Raw genomic sequence first — 24,507 nt, forward strand, 5'->3', positions numbered from 1 at the left:
TAAAGTAATGTTTTATAATAAATCTCCGACAGAATTTATCTTATAAACAGCCAAAAACTCCCGAAGGAGCTTTCCATGCTTTAGATATACACCAATTCTTTTAACACAATCTCTTCTGCAATATTACGAATACCATTTACCAATCTGCCAGCTTTTATCCTAGTTTGGACAATAAAACACAAGTTTCTATATGGCTCGACTGCTCTCTAAGTACGTCTGCCAGTTCTGTCCGTATGCGGAAACATATCTAAGAACCTTTTAACGATAGGTCTAGGCTATCGTTAAATAGTAGCAATTCCAGAATTAAGTTCTTCTTCATTGTAAGTCATCTGAAGTTCTTTTCTGAAAAAATTGTATTCTCGAACTATCCTAGTTACAATTTCCTTTATCAAGCGAAATTCCTCGCCATCCGCGATTTCTTTATCAACACCCAAATTAGTAACTAAACGATATGAAACTGCTAATTTAAGTAGTTCTGGCGTAGCAAGATGACCATTGCTGATAATATACTCACAAATTTTCTTTTGATCGAATTCTGAAATTTCTGTTTCTATAAAAGATTCTTCATGTGTAGTTTTTCCTAGTTCAAATGTTGTTTTAACCCTTCTTGTAGGGGAAATCTTAACAAAAGGATAATCATCAAATGTCAAATCCCTTCCGTCAGTCAGTTTTATTATATGCTTTGTATATTCAGATTGAGTAACTATCGCATATAAAAAACTATACAACCCTTCATATTGTTTATAGTAAAAGTCATATTTAAATTCCAGATCCTGAGAAAATCTTGCCATTTCCTGTCGAAATTCCTGCTGTACTTCTTCTGTTTTTCTGGTTATTTCTTTAACATCTTCTTTTGTCGCTAGGTTTTCACCTTTTTTCTCCATATATGATGGTAAATAGTTTTTGGTAAATAAACCTAGCAGAAATACTGTTATGATACCAAGAACCTCTAGCGCTATAATTACCCAATCCATTAACGCACCCTCCAATTTTATATTTAAATGAATATCAGCTATAAATGACTTTTTTGTCTCTCGTATATTCCTCGAAAGTATTCTCGACTTCATCAAACACTTTTTGCATTTCCTCATATATTTTTCCTGACACATAAGCTTCTCTCATAGACGGTTTCTCCATAACTGCCCATTTCAACTGAGAATATGAGTACTTTGTAAAGGCAATCCACTGCGGATAGTTGATAGCCATAGGATTTTCTGAAAAAGTAACTTTTCCGGCATTAACTGCTGTTGCCGCCGAATGCCCTAAGAATAACATAGTGGCTAGCTTTGGATGCTTTTCTCTGTTTAAAGAAACAGGGATGGAATCCTTTATTGAATAGCCCTCACTGATTCTTTTAAAAGCATATCCCATTCGAACAATCACCTCTACCAGCATTGTCGGAATTGACATAGAGCAAAAGTGAATAAAATCATATCCTTCGTAATACATTCCCTGCACGATTTCAGCGATGGTTTGGTCATACTCTCCAATGTTTCCAAACTGAAGAAGATTGAACAAACTCATAAATGGCACCGGCAGTCCCATTGATGTGGTCACATCCGATTTAAAATGAGCAATCTGCTTTGCCAAAGCCTTGAAGATTTCTGTTTCTTTTCTTTCAGCATAGTTTTCCATCACTTGACTAACTACTTTTCCGTTTTTGTCAATAGTTGTCATACGTCCAGTCAAAATATCAGCAACACCAAAAACAAAACCTAATACCGGATCATGTCCAAGCTGCAGCAATCTGTGATAGTAGGCGGACAGCCCTTCGACACGAATTGTTGTATGACGATTGTCCTGAGCATCAAACGGAACTTTACTCTCCTTCGAATTAGCAAGTTTCTGCATTTCTTCTTCAGGGAACTTCCTATCAAAATAATCTCTAATATAATTTGATAACGGCCCTGCTTTCAATCCTTCCGATGTTTTCTGTGGAATTCCCACCATCAATGTATCAACCGCCGATCCTACCATTCCGGCAAGTGCTCCAATTGCCACGTCAACCTTATCAAGCCTATGTATTTGATTAAACTCTATGTTCATTAAATGGATGGCTTCCGTATTTTGCTGTAATTCTTCCTCTGTAAAAATAGACTTAATATCACATTCACCGGATACAAATCTATCAGCCTCAGCAAAGACTTCATTCCAAGGACGGATAACAACTGCCCTGCGCTTTGCTAATGAAACCGTTGTTCTCTTTTTCTGTGGCAAATCATATCCTCTGCTTCTTAGTATTTCTTCTGCTGCAGAAGCATCAAACTTTGGTGCATTTTCTCTTTGATTTTGTATTTCTTTTAACATCATATCATGATGTATTATTACTTTATTGATTTCTTGCTCTGTATTTTCACCTCTACTCTTCATTATTTGATTCACCACCTTCACTTGACTCTACAAGTGCATCACACAGAGCACTATTCAGCTTCTTCAAATACTCATTTTCTTCTGATAAATCCTTATAATCTCGAATCTGAGCGTCATGCTTTTGAAGTGCATCTTTCTGAAGAGTCTCCACTTCTTCATAATGTTTTCGTTCTTTCCGTCTTTTCCTCCATTGAATAAAATTGGTAATTCCCAAAAGTCCCAGAAGACCCAAAACACCTAAACCCGTCTCTTTCGGATGTTCTTCTATTCCATGTGCAAAATTGTCAAATACACCATTTGAGTTGTTTTGCATTTCAAATTCTTCCTTCTCCTGATCCATCTGCACGCCTCCCGCTACGCTATACCGAGATCTTTCTGCAAATCTGTTATTGCTCTTTGAAGTAAAATGTTTAAACTCTGCAAATAATCCATTCGTTCTTTATCTGCATCAGCTTCTTCTTTTAATGCTTTAATAATTGCATCATGTTTACTCAAGGCTTCCTTATAAAGTCTTTCTTTTTCTTGACGCAATTGCTTATTCTTCAGATGTGCTGCAACTCCTACACCTACACCTCCAAGAACAGCGACTGGTGCAGCAAGCACAAAAACACCTGCTGCCATTCCACCTCCAACAATACCACCAGCTGCTGCAAGTCCAGAAGTTATTCCTGCCGCCGAAAGACCCACAACGGATCCTAGTCCATACAGAGCGGCAAATGAGCCAACTCCACCAATACCTGCACCAAGTGCCCCAGCTAAAACTTCCGGAATAGCACTCTCTCTTATCGTTCTCTTTTTATCATCAACAGCAACTGCTGCTTCATTCACTACATTAACTACAGATTGGAGTGATTCAACGCTCTGAAAATTCATATTTTTCTTTTTTGTAACATAGCCTTTCTTATCGTTGCTCATCACTTATCCTCCTTTCTCTTATCTGTAGTCATGACTGCCTTTGCCAGCCATCCTCCAACTGCAGCACCTACAATCGGCACTCCTGCAAAAGGAACTGCCATTACACCTGCGACAACTGCTCCAACTGTTCCTGCAGTCTTCATCCACTCTTTTGAAACAGTCTCTCTTGTTGCAGTACCTGCTAATATTGCAGGAGACATTAAATTTGCTTTCTCAAGCAATTTATTATAATCCGCTTTTGAATAATTCTCTGGATGATCAACCAACATATCCAGGAGAGTTTTAACCATCTCGGTTTCTTCCGGATGCTTTACAATTTCTGCATCAATTACACTTCTCATAGCGATATACTGTGTCTTTGTCAGCTTATTTCTTCCGCTTTCAATATTATTGATTGTCTGACGGGTAACACCAATCTGATCTCCGAATTCAGCTGCAGTCCACCCAATAGCTCTGCGTATCAACAGTAAATTATCTTGCATTCTCTGAATCTCTTCCATTGATGCCTCCTCCTTTTGAAATATAATATCATTTGACAATATATTTGTCAATGTACATTGTGTGAACAAAAAAATTCCTCATTACCCAGAATCACTTCTTAGTAATGAGGATGCTCCATCTCTCAAAATTCATCTTTTTACTTCTATCTGAACCTGTGCCTTAAAGCAGATCGTAAACTTATCTTCATATATCTTTATCTGCTCAATATATTTTCTAACCATTCCTTCATCGTATTCTGACAGTTCCTGATCCGCATCTTGAAGGAAATCGGTTAGTTCTGCAATTCTCTTTTTCACACCCTCTGTCTCTGCTCTCTGTACCAGAAGTTTCTGTTTCTCTTCTCTTAAATTATCTATCTCATCGGCAAGTGCTGTATAATCTTTTTTTGCATGAGCAAGCTTTACTAGCTCTTTCTGCTTTTTCTTTAGGATAACATTCACCTTTTCTATCTCATCGGAATTATCGTCTGCAAGTGCTGTTTCTATATTATCCTTTAATATCCGCATCATTCTGTCTGAGCAGCTAAGTAGCTGATTGATTGCCTTGACGGTTGCATTTTGAAGTTCTGATTCCTGCACGGTTGATGCATCACAAGCGGAGGGCCCATTCTCCACTCTCGTACAGCATCTCCATACTGTGGATTTCTTTCCTCTATTGTTCCAGGCAATTCGTCTGTAGATATCTCCGCACTTTGTGCAGGTACAAATGCTAGAAAGAGCATATTTACTGGAATAGATTCTTTTCTTTTTACCATCCTTTCCACTCATAAGATTGGCTCGTCTAATCATTTCTTCCTGCACCTGTGCAAATATATCTCGTGCTATAATGGGCTCCTGGCTGTCTTTCACATAATACTGCGGAACTGTCCCGTCATTTCTAATTCGGATTTTTTCTATATAATCTGTAGTAATCGTTTTCTGCAGAAGTGCATCTCCCATGTATTTTTCATTTCTAAGGATCCCACGAACAGTGCTTAAATGCCATTTATATCGTTTGCCACCAGTCTTGATTTTGTCTCGTTCCAATCCATCTGCAATGTCTCTTAAACTAGCTCCTTCTAAGTACTCTCTGTAAATTCTTCGAATAATCTTTGCTTCATCCTCATCAATGATAAGATTGCCATCCTCATCCTTTGTATACCCAAGGAAATGTTCATGATTAACCTGTACTTTTCCTTCCTGATATCGAAACTGCAGTCCTAACTTTACATTCTGCGACAAGGATGCGGACTCCTGCTGTGCCAGCGAGGCCATAATGGTAAGAAGCAGTTCTCCGGATGCTTCCAGTGTATTGATGTTTTCCTTTTCGAATATAATGGCTATATTCTTTTCCCTCAGCTGCCTCACATATTTCAGGCAGTCGATAGTGTTTCTTGCGAATCGGCTGATGGACTTTGTAATAATCATATCAACCTTTCCGGCCATACAACTGTCTGTATCCGTTAGGTTTTAACACGCCGAATAAATCTCTTATGATCTGTTCCTGCCAATCAATCAGCTCAAATTTCTTTCCCGCCCATGTTCCTTTGGTATGGCACAGCTCCTCAATAAAGCTGACAGCAAAATCCGCCATCGTTTCATCGTAATGCGAGGTATCCGCCATGAACTTGGTAGGCTTATAATCTTCTAATTTTCGCAAGCTGCATCACCTCCAAAATTGCATAAAAATAAGCCGCATCACTGCGACTGTCCAATATATATCGTAGAACGAGGAACACACCCTTGCGGGCGGTTCTTCTGAAACTTTCTGTTTTAGTTATATTCCTTCATCAAAATGGCAAGTGCCATCTCGGTTTCTTGGTCGGCCGGAGGAATATTCAATCCTCTGTCATAGTTATAGGCGATCTCACCGTCTCGCTTTAACATCAGCTTGGAAATCCTGCCGCCGTCCATACCGTAATCTTCGCTCGGCTCTTCGAAGTGTTTGACCCAGTAGTGGAAGATGTTGTTTGAAACCTTGATGCTTCCTTCTGCCCACATGCTTATCTCACCTCCATCTTGATTGCCGGAATTCTGGAATGCTCTCCGGTTTCCCAATCGGTGTATCTTGCGTTGACCGTTGTAAGTCCGTTCATGTAGATGCCGTTCTTTTCAAATTCTGCTAAGGTTTCGATAAGGCTTGAAAATGCAGAGCTGATGGTGAACTCTTTGATTCCTCTGGTGATTTCTATAATATTGATGACTCGATTATCGGAAATAATACAGTAATCATTTCTGAATATAATGATATTATCAGTGGCTACTCGTCTGTGCCAGGATATAACGAACCGCTGTTCAAATCCGTTATTCAATTGTATGTAAACTATAATGGGAATGGGATAGCAAGAAAAATCATTGATGTTCTTTTTCACTGCTTATACGATGTGAGCATTATTAATTTCACAGGTGCTATCAACTATTATAAATCACCAGATTTCAATAGCCTTAGTCAGTCCATAAAAACCGCCATGACTGAAGTGGCAAATTACATTGTTGGCGAGGAAATAAATGCAAACCTCAACGGAATACATCCAGTCTATAACGTAGATACCATGAGTCCTTCTTGGAAAGTCGATTCTCTATTATGTGCCGCTTACTTTTCAATTTTTTATTTAAAACCGGACTTAGAATTATATAGACCATGTGACAATCCTCGATGTGGAAAATACTTCCTAGTAAAAACCACATCAACAAGAAATAGATATTGCAGTACTGAATGTTGCAATCGTGTTACACAAGATCGCTATAGAAAGAAAAAACGTGAATTAGCTGAAAATTAGAACAATCCCTCTGCTTTTTATGCAAGTAGAGGGATTTTCATTTTATTATTTTTTCTCTTGTCCAATGTTGTAATTGAGTGATTCTGCAACCATTGAAACAGACTGCTTGGAAGACATATCCATATATGAAACCGGAGTATGTTTTGGTGCCCCACCTACTGGTGGCACTTCACCTTTACCAAGTACCGCTTCTATGCAATCAGCTAATGCAACTTTCTCTTTCATAGGATTTCCGGTGTAGTGGTACATCAAATATCGAGTATCCATTACAATACCTTGAATACGTTCATAGAATTTTTTGTTATGTCTCCAATCACCAACCGCTTCTCCAATATTTCCGACAACGCTAGTGAGTTCAAAATAATTCTGTTCCATATTGTATGGCATAATAAAAGCATTAAATAAAGAATTCGTATCGATGCCTTTATATTTTTCGAGGTACTCACCGTATGTAATCTGCTTGTTAATTGATGAACCATTTGGCAGATGTTCTGGAATACCTGTCCAACCATACTTGTAGCACTTTGCATCCAAAATGTAATACTTACCATTATAAATCATAATAGTATCTGGCATTAGAGGACGTTTTTCTTTATACTTTCCATGACTTAATAACCATCGTGAACGAGGGAAATATTTGTCCTTATCTTTCTCACCAAATGCACGGTCAATAAGTTTTTCCCAAACATGATCAAAATCATCAGTACCAAAGTAAAACTGTCTGTCAGAAGTTTTTTCATCCATGTACTCAAGCATATCCTTCATCGCCTGGAACAGATTTCTTTTTTTGTCATCATTCGTTGCTCCTAATTTTGAAGTTAATATTGCAATCGAAGTTTTGACATCCGGATGCGGCCCCGGCTGTTCTGGCATATAAGGAACATAAAGCCATCCCAGCTTTTTAAATGCTTCATAAACACAGAAACGATTAATCTGCGTGATTTGCTTCGAATCATTCGGTGTCGTTGCTCTAACCGTAAATTCTGTATAAATAAAGGAACTAACCCCACCCTTTTGCTGAACCAATGGTACTTGATTTCTAACCGTTCTTGGCCAATCCTGCTTACCTGTAGCGCTTGTCTTAAAAGTCGGATCAACCTCAACATAATACTTTCCACCGATAGAGAAATAGTATTCTATAACGCTTTTATACGCATTGATTGGAAAGTCAACCGACTGTGGAGCTGCGAATTTATTTATAGCAAGTAGTCTATCCTCCGATGTTGTAAACTCAGACAAGACTTGAATCAAATGCTTTATATCAGTTCTTATCTCATTATCTGTTTCCGGCAGTTGATATCCGATAGGAAAATAGACCATCGCATTATCAGAGTCTGCTTTGATTCCAACAAATCGATCTCCATCTTCATTTGAGTTCACGTGACAATGCTTTTTTATATCATCATCAACCAGTGCAGTGTGTAATGCTGTGTCCAAATCCATATTGAATCACCACCTTACTCTTCTGGATTGGTAAATGCTGCTCTTACATTTTCCTTAAACATTGCAAAACGATCCATCTTCTCTGCATACATAAATGTACGAATAACCTGCTCCAAACTTTGGAACTGGGAGGTCTCAAAAACAACCTCTCTGTTGAACTTAAATGCATCGTCCCAAAGATACTTGATAACCTTCTCAGGAAATTTACGATTCTGTTTCATCGCATTTCTAATAGTATCCAATCTTTCTTTTTCTGCTTCTGTGATAGATTTATCCTCTTCTTTTCTTCTCAGATTATCATATTCACCATCTGAAAGATTACCCATCTCCTGGTCGTATCTTAAATCTCTAAGATGTACGAAATATGCGCCGAGACGTTTATCCTCTGCTGAAGTCATTCTTGCGTTATTTCCAACAATAATGTTGTTGATTTGTGTACAGAAAACTTCCCATGTGATTCCAGTATCTAGAATCACTGCATCAGCCAAATTTCTGTCAACATGTTCAAAGTTATTTTCAATCAAACGCATTTCCCATCTGCGCTGGAAAGCAGTATCAAGAGTAAATACGTTCTGGTCAGAGGTATTCATTGTTCCGAGAATTGAAAGGTTTGATGGAATACGAACCTTATGTTTTGGATCGCCATAAACAATCTTTGCGATATTCGCATTTGTGATTCCATATTCACTTGTTCCGACTGGATAACCATCATCATCAAAATCTCTGATTTCAGTTTTTCTGTCAAGTAACTGGAATACTTCACCGAATATTGCTGGAGCATTACCTCTGTTTATCTCCTCAATAATAAGGATATATTCTTTTTCCGGATTACGATACGCATCTGCTAAGATGTTTGTAAAAGGACCAGAAGTAAACTTATAGCTAACCTGTCCATCATCATCTACATTCGGAAGAATCTGCCCTATAAAGTCAGAATATGTGTAATCTGGATGGAAAACCAATCTTTCTACATTTGTTTCTTTTTTACAGTACTCATGTTCAATGGTCCAACTCTTTCCCGATCCAGGAACTCCGTAAAGAAGAACATTACAACCTGATGTAATCCTATCTTCTTCAATCCCCATAATACTATAATCACCAAATGGGCATTCTTTATTATCGATAAATTGCAATCTGAACGGTTCTGTGTCGATTACTCCACGACGCTCACCTCTAAATATTTCCTCAAGACCTATATCATGCGGCCACGCATCAGGCATTGTATCTTTGTTGACAAATCCAGCATAATATTTTCTGTTTGATGTTTTTATAATCCAAATAACCAAATTGTCAATAATGCCCTCAAAATTTCCATCCGATGTATAATCTCCGTTAGTGTCTTTATTTGCTTCGGGGAATCCATTATCAACACTCCATGCCGGATGTTTATACTTCATGTTCTGTCGGCTAATTCTATAATTGTTTCTGCCGCTCCTAGGTGCAAATTCTATAAATGCGCTTCCTACTTTGGAATTACCTAAAACATATGCGTTAAAAGTATAAACTGATCTCGTCTCTCCCTTTTCCTTAAGCGGACTATCAGAAACTTCTGCATAACTTAAGAAATCAACAATTTTTTCATTTGGAATTCCTGCTGCTTCTAAGTATGTCTGTCCACCACCACCTTCCGGTCTGTCAATGTCATAAAGTTTTTTGAAATCGGATGGATTAATTTTTCTATAAAAAATTCTTTCAATATATTCCATTTAATTTCCTACCTTTCTACAGAAATTAAATATTCTTTTAATTTCTGTGGTAATTTACTGTCATTACTTCTGAAACGATTATAATCAATTTCTTGTACCAATACATTTCCAAATTTACTAAAGCACTCCTGTAGCTGTTCTAACGTAAATAACCCATCTTCACTGTAACTAATCAAGAACTTTGAACATTGCATGTCAGAAATAATTTTTTCAAAAGATTGCAAGCCTTTTGTTTTTGTACAAAGTTTAGAATGTTGATCCCACCAATCACGCAAGCCACTTTTACCAACTGCATCTGGAAAATCACCCCTAGCAATTGTCTCCAATATATGATAATTAGCTGCATACTGTCTTTTCATATATGGCGGATCAATGTAACACAAATCTGCTTTTATAGTAGCTGCAAGATTCTCAGCAAAGCCTAGCTTGATAACATGCCCTTCATTATTATCATCATAAAAATCAACTGGTTTTAATTCTAGCCTCTCCAATGAATTCTTTTTAAACGAAGATAAAAAATATCCATATGTTCCTGATATATTGGCTACCTCATTTACCGCCATTATAAGTGTATGCTTTAACAAAGATTCTTCACTTTTATTTATAAGTTTATCATCAATCCACTCATTTATTTTTTCTCGAATTGCATCAATACGCATTGCATTTTCTGATGTGAAATATTTTCTAGAGGGTGTGCCATTTCTCGGTGTTCCCTCTGGTGAAAATTCCCGATAAAAAAAACTTTTTTTCGGTTCTATGCAATTTAAATATTTTAATACCGATTCATACATGCATTGTGAATCATCGGTAATAATGTCTTTTAACCCCAAAAACTCAGGCGGTTTTTTCATGCAAAGGTTTACATTAAGATGATGATAAGAATATGTCATAACATCAGATGCAACAACCTTATAACCTTTCTTTCGTAATTCTAATGATACCGTTCCCGTTCCTGCCATAATATCAGCTACTGTACCCGTATCCCCTATCATTTGCTGAACCTTATCAAGAATATATGGAGTTAGTTTTGCTTTATTTCCTATATATCTATACATTAACATCTACCTCAACTTTCATATTATTTACAGCACCTAAATCAGGAAGACGATTCATCTCATCATAAATCAATCGGATTTCAGCATCGGTTAATTCATACTTTCGACAAATTAATTTTTCAAGCTGCAAATCTTTAGAGTATTCATATTTTCTTGCTAAGTCTTTTGCCAGTTTAATAATTTCTATATCTAGTGCTGATTGCGTATATTCTCGTATTGGCAATGAATAAATAATTTGCTTGGTTAAGTATGGATGTGATTTCCATTCATTCTCGCCATATACCTTTAGATAAAAATAATATATAACTCTAGAATTAAGTAGGGCCAAATAATACTCCAACGGGGTACCATCAGCATTATCCCTTAATTTTAAAATATATACCGTTTGGCTCGTCATACTTCCCGTATAATCAATTGATGCATAAATTCCCAACCCTGTTTTTCGTACAATTAGTTTCGGTGGAGTGTACATTCTCAAATCCTTATAATTAATTCCTGGAACAGATGTTTTTATATAGCATTTGCCTTCTATTCCATACCGTTTAACATTCTCACCTACTAAAATGCGATTGTCATTTCCTGTAGAATGTTTAGAAATAACACTTCCAATTGTGCTTTCGGAAACTTCGATTTTCTTTCCACAATATGTACATATCTTTTCACCATTTTCTAATTGTGACTTTTTATAGCCTTGCGCACATCCACATTTACTACAAAAAACAACATTCCCAGATTTTGAGATTTCAACACCACGGCCAAAATTAAATTTTTCACCCCATATAATTGAACTGGATTTAATTTTGGCCAATAACTCTTCTTCTTCTCGTCTCGTATCAACATCAAAGTTACATGACGGATTCTCTAAGAAACGTTTTTGCAATACTTGATGGACATTTTCTTTATATATATCCATAAGTTGTATATCCGTTAAAAGATATTTTTTTCTATTATCAGTTGATAGCCTAAAACACTTGGTGATACTCTGTTCAGTCGGTTTTCTTTTTTTGCACACAATAATCGTAGTTGCTCTATTAACTTCATCAAATAATTTTTCACCTAAACGAGCAATGACCTTTATTTCTGTATTTTGAGTCAAGAATCTCCTAAGATTTTCATTCTGTGAATCAAAAATGGAATCTGGAATAATAAAGGCAAAAACACCATTTTCACAAATCATTTTGTAGGCTAATTCTAAGAAAAGGACAAAACTATCATATTGTCCAACTGTCAACTCAAATCCGGCATTTCTTAAATCATCACGATTATATATCTTTTCAGAACTCCACGGAGGATTAGCTATAATAGCATTTATTACAGGAAGTTTTCCTGCCCAAAACTCAGCTGTTTTTTTTCTAACATTTTTAGGTAAAATAGTATCGTTGTTAATTATGGTATATTCTCTACTTGCTGATAAAATTGCAGTCTTATCTACATCTATACCTATATATTCATACCCTTTTCCTTTAATCTTTTTTACTGAATCTAATAATGCGCATTCGCCACAGGCCGGATCCAATACCTTTATGTTATCAAATTTGCTTTCTTCAATTTCAGAGCATAGTAATTCTGCAGCAAAATCTGCTAATCTATCTGGTGTATAAACTACACCATATTTTCTTGCGACCATAGATAGCCTCCTTAGTATTCGTTGATATCTATTCCCGAATTAAGTAGTCGTTCATAGCGTTCATATGAAAATACCACCGCAATTGGTTTCCCATTTTTTTGAATGAATGCAGCCTGATCATGATCAACCAGATTTCTTATCAACTTCGAAGACTGCCCACGATTGAATTCTCCAATGTTTAAATGTTCCATTGGTAACTTTATTTTTTTATCACTCACGAGCTATACCTCCCTAGCATAATTCAACTATTATAATATATCATATTTCAATTCAAATTACAACTTATTTTACAACTTGTATTTACATTATAATTGTAATTACATTTTAGCATAAAAAACACATTTAAGATTTGATGTTCTAATTTTAAATGTGTTTTTGCTTCGTATTATTTTTTCAATTAAATGTACCTACAGAATGCCGCCTTCATCTTAACCATTACATCAGCAAGCCATTCAAACTGAGATTCCCATTGACTCTTGTTTGCAAATTGAACCGATTTCTCAAGTACTATCCTGCTTGCTTTTCTGTCTGGTAGTTCTCTCCAATCAAACGATAATCCACATAACGATTCTATATTCTCTTTATTTTCCAAAAGAGAATTATATAAATCAGGGTCATCATTAATATACAGTTCCACATCCAATTCATCCCTCTTTTGAATCTGAGATACTGCAATATGGCATGCCGAAGAACCAATACTGAAATTCATCCAATGATCTGTAGACGGTTTTCTTCTCTTGAAATTCTTTGCAAATGCCGGAATATTAAAAACGTAGTCTTCAAAAGCCACCCAATAGTCATATCTCGACTGTTGAGTTTCATTCACAGATTCACTCTTCCTCACTTCTTTCGTCCAATCATTAGGTCTCTCTACTACTTCAAACTTGACTGCTGGCTCAGAACTTCCAATTCTATATAGCTTGATTTCACATAAAAAGAATCCTACATTATCATCAGTATGATTATTCAACCATTCAATAGCCGCTTTATGCTCCTCACGTGCGTGCTTTACAACCCAAATCACAACATCCGCAGACTTTCCAGATGCATATGTAATCAATTTTCCAAGATGGTCATGATTGGTATCTTCCAACTGATTTTCAATTATGATTTTTCTATCAGTTCCCGTTTCAGACGCAAAAATGTCAACGTTAAAGTCTCCAACAGATGACTCTGTTTCATCTACAGTAATATCCATTCCAACCGCATCAGCTAGCAAGGATATGTTATCGTCCTGCGAAAGCCATGGCGTAAAATCAAGGGCTTCATGCGGCCACACAGTACGCAAATCCTTTATTTCTTCTAATCTGCTCAAATTAATCACTTTTAATCTTGCCTCCTTCTCAATCATTTTTATTGAACCCCTCTAGGGTTCAAATCTCTTATATCCATCTCCTAGTGTCAACCCCACCGAGTAGACCAATTCCCACTAGGCTATTTACAAGCATCAAAAAAGGACTTTCCGCAAGACTTCATACACTTTTTAACGATAGCCTCTAAGAAAGTCCTTTAACTGCTACACTATATTTACTTGTCAGGGTTCACCTTTGACATCAAAACTACCGTCTCCACATGATAAGTGCTCGGGAAAAGATCCACACACCCAATCCGTTCTACCTGATATCCTCTTCCCTGCAGAAGCTCCAGATCTCTTGCCAGGCTGGTCGGCTTGCAGGCAATATAAACCATTCTTTCCACACCAAAATCAATGATCTTTTCCAGTGCTTTCGGATGCACACCGTCTCTTGGTGGATCCAATACGATCAGATCCGGTACTTCACCCAGATTATCGATTACTTTCAACACATCTCCAGCCCAGAAGGTACAGTTATCGAGTCCATTTAAAGCAGCATTTTCTTTTGCAGCCTCTACAGCCTCTTCAACGATCTCCACACCCACTACTTTTTTTGCCACTGGTGCAAGGATCTGTGCAATCGTTCCGGTTCCACTGTAGAGATCAAAGATTACCTTATCTTTCGTCTCACCGATATAAGATCTTGCTGCCTCATAAAGCACTTCCGCGCCAAGGGAATTAGTCTGGAAGAAAGAAAATGGTGTGATCTTGAACTTCAGTCCCAGAAGTTCCTCATAGAAATAATCCTGTCCATATAAAATTTTGGTTCCTTCATCTTTTACCACATCCGCAAGGCTGTTGTTGGTTGTATGAAGAATTCCGGCAAGCTTCCCATCATAAGAAAGACCGGTAAGCTTTTCCACCAGTCTGGCTTCATCTAGCTGTGCCTCCGATGTTGTTACCAAATCAATCAGAATTTCTCCGGTGCGAACTGCCTTTCTCACAAGAAGATGACGGAAAAATCCAGTATGGCGCATTCTGTGATAATACGGAAGACCTGTATCTGTCGCAAACTCCAGAACAGCCTTTATAATTCGTCTGAAATCCTCATCCACAATCTTGCATTCTGTAACATTTACAATATCGTGAAAGCTGCCTCTTTTATGCATGCCAAGTGCAAGAGGTCCGTCCTTATATTCGTCTCCAAAAGAAAATTCCATTTTATTGCGGTATCCCTCTCTGACAGGGCTTTCTTTAACACCCTCCCAGATATAATCACCATCAACCGCCGCATCCATCATCGCATGGATCTGCGCTTCCTTCATCTCCACCTGCTTTTCATACGGCAGATTCTGATAAGTGCATCCGCCACAGGCTCCAAAATGCGGACATGCCGGCTGACATTCTTCCGGTGAATGCTCCAGAATTTCCAGAAGCCGTCCCTCTGCCTGACCTTTTCGTATCTTATTCACCGCGAAACGCACCTTTTGTTCCGGAACGGTATTCTTCACGATCACTTTTTTTTCTTCGTCCTCTACCACGGCAAATCCTTTATTCGGGAAATCTACCCTTTCTATATATCCTTCTAATATCTGTCCTTTTTTCATCTATCTTTATACCCTCACATAGAAAAGGCAGGAATCTTTGACAATTCCTGCCTTCGCTGCTTTCTTAATATTACTGTACTTCATCTTCATCACTGAAGAAATCATTGTCGAAATCATCGTCAAAATCTTCTTCAAAGTCTTCCAGATAATCCGGAGTAAAGAAACAATATACTGCATATGCAATTGCTGCAACTGCTGCTACCGCACCGATAATTGCAAGAATCCAGAGAACAGTTGTCTTCTGATCATCATCTTTCTTATGCATCATATCGTTGAGTTTCGTTGTTGCAAGTAATTCTTCGATTCTGTTCATCTCCATACACGCCCTTTCTGCCGTCACTCTCTGCTTCGGCTCACTCATTGTTTATAGCTAGTATACCACAAATCCATGCATAATTTCCACCATATTGCACAGATTTTCCGAAAAAGAATGTGTTTCTTAGGCACATAGTGCAATTTTAGTCAATTTTCTGCAGTTTTGCAAACATGGCAAACATCTTCTTCGTGCCCGCCGTATCAAAGTCCACAGTCACTTCATAGTCTCGTCCGCCTTCTGTGATCTGTGTCACCAGACCTTCCCCAAACTTAATATGACGCACTCTGTCCCCCACATCATATCCCGGACCTTTTCCCTTGGTCACAGTAAACTGCTGTTCAGGCTTTGTCGCTGCGAACGCTTTTGTCGCAAATGCCTGCTTTGCCTGACGGTAAGCAGATACCTTTGGTTCCTCCTCTGTCTGCTCTTTTTTGAACAGGGCACCGGTAGAAAGCAGACTCAGCGGAATCTCTTTTAAGAATCTGGACATCTTATTATACTGTGTCTCACCGTGTACCATCCGTCGTCTTGCACAGGTCAGCGTCAGATTCTCCTTTGCACGGGTAATTCCCACATAACAGAGTCTTCTCTCTTCTTCCAGCTCTGCCGGATCATCTGCCGTGATCGTCATATAACTTGGGAAAATCCCATCTTCCAGGCCGGCGAGATAGACGTGTGGAAATTCCAGGCCTTTCGCACTATGTAAAGTCATCAGCACCACATAGTCCGTCTCCTCATCAAGACTGTCGATATCTGCAACCAATGCCACTTGCTCTAAAAAACCGGAAAGTGTCGATTTTTCATCTTCTGCTTCACAGGACTCTTCGTATGCAACAATTTTATTCCGGAGCTCTTCAATATTTTCCAGACGGCTTTCTGCTTCTTCATCAGAATCTGCCTGCAGTTCTTCTACATATCCAGTCGCATCGATAATCTCATCCATCAATTCCGCTACACTCATGCGTTCGCCTTCGGCTTTAAAATGCTCAATCAGGGCTGCAAAGGATTCGATTTTGCCAAGCGCACGTCCGATTCCCGGAACCGATCCTGCAGCCAGGATTGCTTCATAGAAACTGATCTCCCGTTCCGTTGCATAATCCTGCACCCTTCCGATAGTTGTCAGTCCGATTCCCCTCTTCGGTACATTGATGATCCTCCGTACTGCCAGATCATCTTTTCCATTATCTACTGTTTTTAAATATGCCAGCAGATCCTTTATTTCACGTCTTGCATAGAAGTTTACTCCACCAACGATCTTATACGGAACATTGGATACCACCATCTTTTCCTCGAATATACGTGACTGCGCATTGGTTCTGTATAAAATAGCGAAATCCTTATATTCTCTTTTTCCACTGTTCACCTTGTCTTTGATATCACTGACAATATAATCCGCCTCATCGTAAGCAGAATCAAACTGACGGAACTGAATCTTCTCACCCTCACCATTCTCGGTCCAGAGCGACTTCTCTTTTCGTCCTGTATTGTGACGGATCACTTCATTTGCGGCGTTCAGGATTGTGGATGTGGAACGGTAATTCTGTTCCAGCTTGATCACTTTCGCATTCGGATATTCTTTTTCAAAATTCAGGATATTCATGATATTCGCACCCCTGAATTTGTAGATTGACTGGTCGTCATCACCAACTACACACAGATTCTGATACTTACCGGCAAGAAGGCTTACCAGCTTAAACTGTACCGTATTCGTATCCTGATACTCATCCACCATGATATAACGGAATCTTTCCTGATAATACTCCAGCACGTCCGGCTGTGTCTGAAGAAGCTGTACCGTCTTTAAAAGCAGATCGTCAAAATCGAGTGCATTGTTAGCTTTCAGCTGCTTTTCATACTCGGTATAAACCTGTGCAATCTTCTTTTTCGCCCAATCCCCTTCCGCACGAAGTGTCATCTCTTCCGGTGTGACAAGCTCATCTTTTGCAGAAGAAATCGCACTAAGAAGCGACCGTTCCTTAAACATTTTCGTATCAATCTGCAAATATTTACACACATCCTTGATCAGTGTCTTCTGATCATCTGCATCATAAATCGTAAAATTTGTATCATACCCAAGCCGGTCAATATATCTGCGCAGGATCCGCACACACATTGAATGGAAGGTGCTCACCCAGATACTCTCCGAACCGAATCCAACAATCTGATCCACTCTCTCACGCATCTCCCCGGCTGCCTTGTTCGTAAATGTGATCGCCAGGATATTCCATGGGTTCACACCTATCTGATCGATCAGCCAGGCAATCCTGTGTGTAAGGACACGTGTCTTACCGGATCCTGCTCCGGCAAGGATCAGAAGCGGGCCCTCTGTATAGAAAACGGCCTCCTGCTGTCTGTCATTTAATGTATCATAAATACTCATATTTTTGTTCCTCTTTCTTCTCCTCTCTCGAGGCTCTATTGCATCATTATATTATAAAAAAAGTAGGGTGTCAAAGAATCTCTCGTCCCTATTTTTCGTCGTAAAAATAGAAAAATCCAACTCCTTTTTTCTTATCTGTAAAATTTTGCAAAATATCTGGACTTTAAAATTTTAATGTGCTAATATGTCATTGTATGAATGAGTGGGGCAGTTTATGTCACACTCTTATTGATTATTTGTCATGGAGGGATAATATAATGAGTAGAAAAATCAGAACAGAAGCGGTCGATTCTTTATTTGATGCCGTTCTCAGTCTGAAAAGCAGAGAAGAATGCTACACATTCTTTGAAGATGTCTGCACGATCAATGAGCTTTTATCGCTTTCACAGCGTTTTGAAGTAGCTAAGATGCTACGTGATCAGAAAACATACCTGGAGATTGCAGAAAAGACTGGTGCTTCCACAGCAACAATCAGCCGCGTAAACCGCTCTCTTAATTATGGTAATGATGGATACGATATGGTATTTGAGAGACTTCAGGCAGGGGCTGAAGAATCTGAATCTTAATTTTACAGACACCGGCAGGAGTTGATAGTAACAGCTATTGCCAAACACATAATAGCAAAAAGGAACGAATTTCAAAATCTGAAATCCGTTCCTTTTTTTATTCTTCTTAAAAAAGCTAACGCTTTTATTTTTTCTTATCCGGCTTTGGAAGTTCGTCCACCATTTTTTCAATCAGTTGCTTTTTCACATACACATCAAAACTGAGATTACAGATAAAGGCAAACTTCTGAAGCTGTTCTCTTTCTTCATCATCCACACATACAAAAGAATGCTCAGCAGTCTCATACGCCTTACGAATACTATCCTGCAACTCTCCGATCCTGCTTTTTTCCATCTTACAGACTTCTTCATAGATACTTTCCATGTCAAATTCCGAGTTCACAGCAAAATATTTGTCTGTCAGTGGCTTTAACAAGATCTCAATATCTTTGATTGAGAGCAGGTTCTTAAAATAATAGACAAAAATCAAAACCAGAAGGTGCTCTTTGGAATACTTTTTCTTGTTCGGAGGCGGAAGCAGATTGTTCTTCGCATAATTATTGATCATCGTTTTCGTCAGGATCTTATCATCCTCATAACGCTTCGTCGAACTGAGCTGCTCCTCCATAAAAGTTGTTACCTGATCCATATATAAATCTATATTCGGAATATCTACCGGATGAATATAATCAATTCTGCCGACACTTTCCAGGATACTGTTTAATAAATCTTCCGTATTTATCGTCATTCTTTTTCACCTCAATATAGATATTATATAGTATTAAAAACTATATATCAAGTCTTTTCTCTATCTTTCATCCAGGCTTTTTTAACGTAAGTGACGTATTAACAATTCACTTTTTTCTGTTTCCACATATTCCGTTTATACCGAATACATGATTTCAGAAGCTCTGCAGAAGTATTAACGATCAGTTCTTCCGGAAAATGACTCTCCTCGATCACCGGAAGCGCATAACTGTAATCTGCAAGATCTACATCCATATGTGCGTCGCTTCCCATCGTAACCGGAACTTCGTATTTCTTACAGTATTCCAGCATTTTTAAATCATTTTTCCTGGTATCCACGCGGAATCCGCCAGGTCTTAACGAACCGTTATTTACCTCCAGAACGGTTCCTGTCTCTTTTGCTTTTTTGGCCAGCTGTTCATAATCCACCGGATATCTTCCGTCATCCGGATGTCCAATAATGTGAATCAGCGGATTCTCCATTGCCGCAAGGTATGCCGCCGTGATTGCCTCTTCCGTCCGCTCGCCTTTATAACAAGGTCCATGAATACTTGCAATTGCAATATCCATCTGACAAAGTGTGCTCTCCGGAAGGTCAACCTCTCCCTTTTCATTCATAATATTCAATTCCACACCCATGAACAGTCTCACGCCGTACATTTCACGCGGTACGATATGCAGATTCTGGAAATAGAACTCATGACAGGTTCCCGGCATCTGCGGTGCATGTTCAGTCAGTGCAAATGCCTCCAGTCCTTTCTCTTTCGCCATCTGTGCCATCTCACGTATCGTATTGTATGCATGTCCGCTGACAATGGTATGTGCATGTGTATCTAAAACTATTTTCATCGGTCTTTCCTCCTGCCTGCTCTTTGTCTGTGTTCTCACAGCTCATCTTTTCTTATATTCTTATGATAAACTGATTCTTTCTTTTTTACAATCCGTTTTTCCCCACTGTTTTCATTTCTAAAATTTCTATAAAATGTGCGGTGTTTTTGTTGTCACATGGTACAATAGACTATAAGAATATTTAACGAAAGAGGTTTTTTTATGAATCTTTTAGCAGCACTTGCAAGTGTACGGATCCTTCCCAGAAAAGCTTCCCATCAGACACTGACTACCCGTTGGGGAAAAGCTCTTGATCCGCAGCACATACTAGAAGAATATCCACGTCCGCAAATGATCCGCGATCAATATATCAACCTGAATGGAGAATGGAATTACACAGTTCTTTCAAAAAAAAATACCATAACCAAAGAAGGAACTCTTCTCGTTCCTTTTTCTCCGGAAGCCCCTCTTTCCGGTGCCGGTTTCCAGTTAAAGCCGCACGAAAAAATGCTCTGTGAGCGCCTGCTGTCGGTCAAGTGCCTTCCTTCCGACGGATCCCGGTGCATCTTGCATTTTGGTGCAGTCGATCAGTATGCGAAAGTTCTGGTAAATGGAAAAGTAGTTGTCTCACATATCGGCGGATATCTTCCATTTTCTGCTGATATCACAGATGCTCTGCAGGAGGGTTGCAACACTCTGACTGTACACATCGAAGACCGTTCCGACACTTCTTATCACAGTGTTGGAAAACAAAAATTAAAGCGTGGCGGAATGTTCTACACCGCCCAGAGTGGAATCTGGCAGACAGTATGGATGGAATGGGTTCCGGCTGTCTATGTCAAAAAACTGGAACTCACCCCTTTATATGAAAAAGAGACGGTACACGTATCCCTTCTTTTAAATCATCCGATTTCTGGATGCAGCGATGCCGAAGCGGTTGTCTGTCACGTCAGAGACATGGACGGTCGCCTGATTTCCAAAGGGATCTGCACCAATCAGTCTGACTCTCTTTGCTGTTACTCCTGCTACTGTGACGTCAACAATATGCATCCCTGGAATCCTGATGATCCTTATCTTTATACAATTGAGATACAGGCAGGCGAAGATAAAATCACCGGCTATTTTGCAATGCGTACCTTTACCATCGAACCGGATAAAAAAGGACTTCCCCGCTTCTGCCTGAACCATGAACCACTTTTTCTGAATGGAGTCCTGGATCAGGGATACTGGCCGGACGGACTTTACACTGCGCCATCTGATGAAGCGCTGATCTATGATATCCAGACCATGAAAAATCTCGGCTTCAACATGATCCGTAAGCATGTAAAAGTTGAGACTGCAAGATGGTATTATCATTGCGACCGCCTTGGAATGATCGTCTGGCAGGACATGGTAAACGGTGGCACCTACAATGCTCCGTTCATGACCTGGCTGCCTGCACTCTTTCCAAAATTCAAGCTTCACACCAGCGACCGGATTCATCCTCTCTTCGGCAGGAAAAATGTACATGGCAGAGAAGAATTCATCCGTGAATGCAAAGAAACTGTCACTGCCCTAAAAGCATTCCCATGCATCAGCACCTGGGTAATCTTCAATGAAGGCTGGGGACAGTTTGATTCAAAAAAGCTCACTGCCTTATTCCGCGAACTGGATGACACCCGGCTCATCGATTCCGCCAGTGGATGGTTTGACAGACGGCAGGGAGATTTCAAAAGTGAACATAACTACTTTGCAAAGCAGTTCGTAACTCCATCCGACCGCGCTTTCGTCATTTCCGAATACGGAGGCTACACCTGCCAGGTCAAAGGACATACCTGCTCCGGCAAGACATACGGATATAAAATCTGCTCTTCACAGGAAGAATTCCAGGCAGCCTATCATAAACTTATGTCTGAAGAAATCGACCCCCTCAAAGAACAGGGATTGTGCGGAGCAGTATATACACAACTCTCCGACATCGAAGATGAAATAAACGGACTGATGACTTACGACAGGGAGGTTTGTAAGTTGTAGGTGGTTGACAAAGTTACGCACCCATGGATTCGGATTCACCCCCGCTCGCGCTTAGTCCGCAAACGTAGCGGATACTAAGTTCGATGATGTCTGACGACATCCTCTCACTAAGTACCGACGTTTCCGATGGGGTTCATTCCGAATGCATGGGTGCTTGCGTTTGTCGCTCCAGTACAAGTTGTGCGGAGGCGCTTCGCTGCCGCACTGGGAAAATACTATTTTAATTTCAGTGGGATAGGTTGCTCAGGAACGTAAACTTTATACCTTATCAATATACCTCCAGTACTTCTGCAAATCCATTGCCACCACTTCCCGTCAGACACCACATCCAGGCGATGCGCAGCGGATGCCGTCCCCCCTGGTATTAGTTTTTGTGCGCTTAGTATGGTGCCGTCTTCCCCCCTTCGCTGATGCGGTTCTGATGTCATAGCACAGCCCGGGGCAGAACGATAATTCTGCTGGCGGGCCCTCAAAAAACGCCGGCACTTAGTGAGGGGATAACGCTTGCGGTATCACCGAACTTAGTACCGCTGCGTTTTTTGCGGAGCGAAAGCGCGCCCGAAAGCATAAATATCGTTCTGCCCCGGGCGTCCCTTCCCCATCACCTAACTCATCAGCAAAATCCCCGAAAACGGCGGCAGGTTCAGCGTCACATGCGTCCCTTTTTTTGCTTTTGCCGGCAATGTCTTTTTCTTTTTTGTATTTCCTCCATATTCATCCCAGTCCGTATCCAGTATCACACTGAGTTTTCCTTCTTCTTCGGTATCCAGTTCGTAATCTTCCTGTTCTTCGTCTGAGAAGTTGAATATCGCAATAAAGTTCTTATTTTTTCCTTTTCTTTTGATAGCATAGATACAGCGTTCTTCCTGATGGCAGTCCAGCCATTTGAAATTCTCCGGATCATAATCATGCCAGAATGCATCATTTTCCTGACCGATACGGTTCAGTTCGATCATATAACGGTGAAATGCATCATGGAGCGGATATTTTAGGATATCCCAGTCCTGCTCGCGGCTTTCATCCCACTCGCGAAGCTGACCGAATTCATTTCCCATGAAATTCAGCTTCTTACCAGGATGCGCCATCATATACAGATACATAGCTCTTGCCTGCGGGAACTTATCCTCATATTCTCCGTTCATCTTCTGGAGAATCGTTGCCTTTCCATGTACCACTTCGTCATGACAGTATTCCAGCAAAAAATGCTCATTATAATAATACATCATCGAGAATGTCAGCTTATGATAATCTCTGCTTCTGTATTCTGGTGCACTCTGGAAATATTCCAGTGTATCGTGCATGAAGCCAAGATCCCACTTGTAATCAAAACCAAGTCCTCCCTGGTCAACCGGTTTGGTAACACCTGGAAAATTGGTGGAATCTTCTGCGATCAGCATGGCTGTCGGATGAAGGGACTTTAGTCCCTGGTTCATCACCTTCAGAAAATCCAGTGTCGTTCCGTTAACACCTCTGGCCTCGTCACCCTGCCAGTAGATCAGACGGCTGACTGCATCCATACGGATTCCGTCAAAATGGAACTCACTCAGCCAGTAATTTGCTGCCGACTGTAAGAAACATCGTACTTCCCCTCTGGAATGCATGAAATTACAGCTTCCCCATTCGCTTTCACCTACTGCCGCATTTGGATATTCATACAGACAGGTTCCATCAAATTCTTTCAGTCCATAATAATCGACTGCAAAATGTACCGGAACAAAATCCATGATCACACCAATTCCTGCCTGGTGACACTCATCCACAAATTTTTTCAGCTCATCCGGTGTTCCATAACGTGCGGTCGGCGCAAAAAATCCGGTATTCTGATATCCCCAGGATCCGTCGAAAGGATGCTCGGAAAGCGGCATCATCTCAATATGAGTATAATGATTCTTTTTTACATAAGGAATCAGAAGCTTTGCAAGCTCAATATAAGTATACCAGTCTGTATGCCCTTCTCCTTTTTTTCTCCAGGATCCTGCATGGATCTCATAGATATTGACCGGACTGTCAAATCCGACTGTCCGGTTCTTCATCCATTTTTCATCCTTAAATTTATAACTATAAAGATCCGTTAAGATTGAGCAATCTCCTGGTCTTAATTCCATCTGGAAGCCATATGGATCACAGTGCTCTACCCTTCCGCCATTTGCTGTGTAAACGCAGTACTTATACAGCTGACCAGTCTTCGCCGGAATCGGCTCTGACACATATACACCGCTCTGTTCCTCCTGATACATCGGGATCTCTGTCCAGTTACTGAATTCTCCAAATACGCACACTCCTTTTGCCGATGGCGCAAACACACGGAAAATAAAATTTTCACCCTCTTTATGCGCTCCAAAATAACGATATACATCAAAAAGATGCCCTGTATAAAACTCCTTCCGCATCTCTTTTCCCCC

23 protein-coding genes and 1 pseudogene are annotated in these 24,507 nt (G+C 39.7%); 3 read left to right on the forward strand and 21 right to left on the reverse strand.

Going from position 1 to position 24,507, the window contains the following annotated elements; translation table 11 throughout:
• Positions 1-281 precede the first annotated feature (281 nt).
• The 9 genes and pseudogenes from PGY05_RS01940 to PGY05_RS01980 form a co-directional block, all read right to left on the reverse strand.
• Positions 282-974, reverse strand: a complete 693-nt coding sequence (locus PGY05_RS01940) for a hypothetical protein (RefSeq protein ID WP_195251581.1) — start codon at positions 972-974, stop codon at positions 282-284.
• 34 nt (positions 975-1,008) lie between these two features.
• Positions 1,009-2,370 (reverse strand): hypothetical protein, encoded by a 1,362-nt coding sequence (locus PGY05_RS01945; protein ID WP_195251583.1) that lies wholly within the window; start codon positions 2,368-2,370, stop codon positions 1,009-1,011.
• On the reverse strand, positions 2,360-2,710 hold the full coding sequence (locus PGY05_RS01950) for a hypothetical protein (RefSeq protein ID WP_195251585.1): 351 nt from the start codon (positions 2,708-2,710) through the stop codon (positions 2,360-2,362). The genes PGY05_RS01945 and PGY05_RS01950 overlap by 11 nt, the downstream gene beginning before the upstream one ends.
• A gap of 14 nt (positions 2,711-2,724) precedes the next feature.
• Entirely contained in the window at positions 2,725-3,285 is a 561-nt protein-coding gene (locus PGY05_RS01955; RefSeq protein WP_195251586.1) for a hypothetical protein, read from the reverse strand.
• The gene (locus tag PGY05_RS01960) at positions 3,285-3,785 is read right to left on the reverse strand and encodes a helix-turn-helix transcriptional regulator (RefSeq protein ID WP_195251587.1); all 501 of its coding nucleotides are present in this window, start codon (positions 3,783-3,785) and stop codon (positions 3,285-3,287) included. Before PGY05_RS01960 ends, PGY05_RS01955 begins: the two co-directional genes overlap by 1 nt.
• Positions 3,786-3,914: 129 nt before the next feature.
• Positions 3,915-5,192 (reverse strand): recombinase family protein, encoded by a 1,278-nt coding sequence (locus PGY05_RS01965; RefSeq protein WP_243263685.1) that lies wholly within the window; start codon positions 5,190-5,192, stop codon positions 3,915-3,917.
• 22 nt (positions 5,193-5,214) lie between these two features.
• A pseudogene (locus tag PGY05_RS01970) lies at positions 5,215-5,388 on the reverse strand (terminase large subunit); the annotation flags it as partial.
• A 149-nt stretch (positions 5,389-5,537) separates the two neighbouring features.
• Positions 5,538-5,765, reverse strand: coding sequence for a DUF7678 domain-containing protein (locus tag PGY05_RS01975; RefSeq protein WP_195251588.1), 228 nt, complete (start codon positions 5,763-5,765; stop codon positions 5,538-5,540).
• A 2-nt stretch (positions 5,766-5,767) separates the two neighbouring features.
• A complete protein-coding gene (locus PGY05_RS01980) occupies positions 5,768-6,076 on the reverse strand; it encodes a DUF7698 family protein (RefSeq protein ID WP_195251589.1) in 309 nt (102 codons plus the stop codon).
• Positions 6,077-6,316: 240 nt separating this feature from the next.
• Between PGY05_RS01980 and PGY05_RS16765 the strand changes: the two genes are divergently transcribed.
• On the forward strand, positions 6,317-6,544 hold the full coding sequence (locus PGY05_RS16765; protein WP_416387170.1) for a CGNR zinc finger domain-containing protein: 228 nt from the start codon (positions 6,317-6,319) through the stop codon (positions 6,542-6,544).
• Positions 6,545-6,589: 45 nt separating this feature from the next.
• Here PGY05_RS16765 and PGY05_RS01985 read toward each other — a convergent pair whose 3' ends face one another.
• The 9 genes from PGY05_RS01985 to pcrA form a co-directional block, all read right to left on the reverse strand.
• Positions 6,590-7,987 (reverse strand): LlaJI family restriction endonuclease, encoded by a 1,398-nt coding sequence (locus PGY05_RS01985; RefSeq protein WP_270475233.1) that lies wholly within the window; start codon positions 7,985-7,987, stop codon positions 6,590-6,592.
• 14 nt (positions 7,988-8,001) lie between these two features.
• On the reverse strand, positions 8,002-9,693 hold the full coding sequence (locus PGY05_RS01990) for an McrB family protein (protein ID WP_270475234.1): 1,692 nt from the start codon (positions 9,691-9,693) through the stop codon (positions 8,002-8,004).
• 8 nt (positions 9,694-9,701) lie between these two features.
• The gene (locus tag PGY05_RS01995) at positions 9,702-10,754 is read right to left on the reverse strand and encodes a DNA adenine methylase (RefSeq protein WP_161159853.1); all 1,053 of its coding nucleotides are present in this window, start codon (positions 10,752-10,754) and stop codon (positions 9,702-9,704) included.
• Positions 10,741-12,375: an N-6 DNA methylase gene (locus tag PGY05_RS02000; RefSeq protein WP_161159855.1), complete on the reverse strand. Its 1,635-nt coding sequence runs from the start codon at positions 12,373-12,375 to the stop codon at positions 10,741-10,743. Before PGY05_RS02000 ends, PGY05_RS01995 begins: the two co-directional genes overlap by 14 nt.
• A gap of 11 nt (positions 12,376-12,386) precedes the next feature.
• Positions 12,387-12,593 carry a type II toxin-antitoxin system Phd/YefM family antitoxin gene (locus PGY05_RS02005; protein WP_270475235.1) on the reverse strand — a complete coding sequence of 69 codons (207 nt, stop codon included), beginning with the start codon at positions 12,591-12,593 and terminating at the stop codon, positions 12,387-12,389.
• A 179-nt stretch (positions 12,594-12,772) separates the two neighbouring features.
• Positions 12,773-13,726, reverse strand: coding sequence for a DUF4268 domain-containing protein (locus tag PGY05_RS02010; RefSeq protein WP_207733928.1), 954 nt, complete (start codon positions 13,724-13,726; stop codon positions 12,773-12,775).
• A gap of 176 nt (positions 13,727-13,902) precedes the next feature.
• On the reverse strand, positions 13,903-15,276 hold the full coding sequence (gene rlmD, locus PGY05_RS02015) for a 23S rRNA (uracil(1939)-C(5))-methyltransferase RlmD (protein ID WP_195250689.1): 1,374 nt from the start codon (positions 15,274-15,276) through the stop codon (positions 13,903-13,905).
• A 70-nt stretch (positions 15,277-15,346) separates the two neighbouring features.
• Positions 15,347-15,589, reverse strand: coding sequence for a hypothetical protein (locus PGY05_RS02020; protein WP_044998722.1), 243 nt, complete (start codon positions 15,587-15,589; stop codon positions 15,347-15,349).
• 145 nt (positions 15,590-15,734) lie between these two features.
• The gene (gene pcrA, locus PGY05_RS02025; RefSeq protein ID WP_195250690.1) at positions 15,735-17,972 is read right to left on the reverse strand and encodes a DNA helicase PcrA; all 2,238 of its coding nucleotides are present in this window, start codon (positions 17,970-17,972) and stop codon (positions 15,735-15,737) included.
• Positions 17,973-18,229: 257 nt separating this feature from the next.
• On the opposite strand from pcrA, the gene PGY05_RS02030 reads away from it, so the two are divergent.
• Complete coding sequence (locus tag PGY05_RS02030; RefSeq protein WP_022220320.1) at positions 18,230-18,538, forward strand: YerC/YecD family TrpR-related protein; 309 nt, start codon at positions 18,230-18,232, stop codon at positions 18,536-18,538.
• Positions 18,539-18,662: 124 nt separating this feature from the next.
• Here the strand turns inward: PGY05_RS02030 and PGY05_RS02035 are convergent, their stop codons facing one another.
• Complete coding sequence (locus PGY05_RS02035; RefSeq protein WP_117835834.1) at positions 18,663-19,265, reverse strand: DUF1836 domain-containing protein; 603 nt, start codon at positions 19,263-19,265, stop codon at positions 18,663-18,665.
• A 98-nt stretch (positions 19,266-19,363) separates the two neighbouring features.
• Positions 19,364-20,113, reverse strand: a complete 750-nt coding sequence (locus PGY05_RS02040) for a phosphatase (protein WP_055249273.1) — start codon at positions 20,111-20,113, stop codon at positions 19,364-19,366.
• Positions 20,114-20,314: 201 nt separating this feature from the next.
• Here PGY05_RS02040 and PGY05_RS02045 point away from each other — a divergent pair, with 201 nt between their 5' ends.
• Positions 20,315-22,105: a glycoside hydrolase family 2 protein gene (locus PGY05_RS02045; RefSeq protein WP_195250691.1), complete on the forward strand. Its 1,791-nt coding sequence runs from the start codon at positions 20,315-20,317 to the stop codon at positions 22,103-22,105.
• 605 nt (positions 22,106-22,710) lie between these two features.
• Here PGY05_RS02045 and glgB read toward each other — a convergent pair.
• Positions 22,711-24,495, reverse strand: coding sequence for a 1,4-alpha-glucan branching protein GlgB (glgB, locus tag PGY05_RS02050; RefSeq protein ID WP_195250692.1), 1,785 nt, complete (start codon positions 24,493-24,495; stop codon positions 22,711-22,713).
• Between the last annotated feature and the right edge of the window lie 12 nt (positions 24,496-24,507).

Origin of the sequence: Coprococcus sp. AF51-11b1 (genome assembly GCF_027682785.1) — a bacterium.
GTDB classification, from domain to species: Bacteria; Bacillota; Clostridia; order Lachnospirales; family Lachnospiraceae; genus Allocoprococcus; species Allocoprococcus comes.